Source organism: Chromohalobacter sp. HP20-39 (assembly GCF_033052815.1).
GTDB lineage: Bacteria > Pseudomonadota > Gammaproteobacteria > Pseudomonadales > Halomonadaceae > Chromohalobacter.
Map to the genome: position 1 here is coordinate 1 of NZ_JAWHTP010000845.1, position 258 is coordinate 258.

A 258-nucleotide genomic window follows, 5' to 3' on the forward strand; every position below is an offset into this window, starting at 1 on the left:
GTGCCGGCCATCCGCGAGCAACTCGATCGCATGGGCGTGGACGTGCCGCTGGTGGGCGATTTCCACTACAACGGCCACAAGCTGCTGCAGGATTATCCCGAGTGCGCGCAGGCGCTGTCCAAGTACCGCATCAACCCGGGCAACGTGGGGCAGGGCGCGAAGCGTGACACGCAGTTCGCGCAGATGATCGAGATTGCCTGTCGCTACGACAAGCCCGTGCGCATCGGCGTGAACTGGGGCAGCCTGGATCAGGATCTG

At 64.3% G+C, this 258-nt stretch carries 1 protein-coding gene; it reads left to right on the forward strand.

Going from position 1 to position 258, the window contains the following annotated elements:
* The coding region (locus tag RVY79_RS20340; protein WP_317466400.1) for a flavodoxin-dependent (E)-4-hydroxy-3-methylbut-2-enyl-diphosphate synthase at nucleotides 1-258 on the forward strand (258 nt) is incomplete at both ends.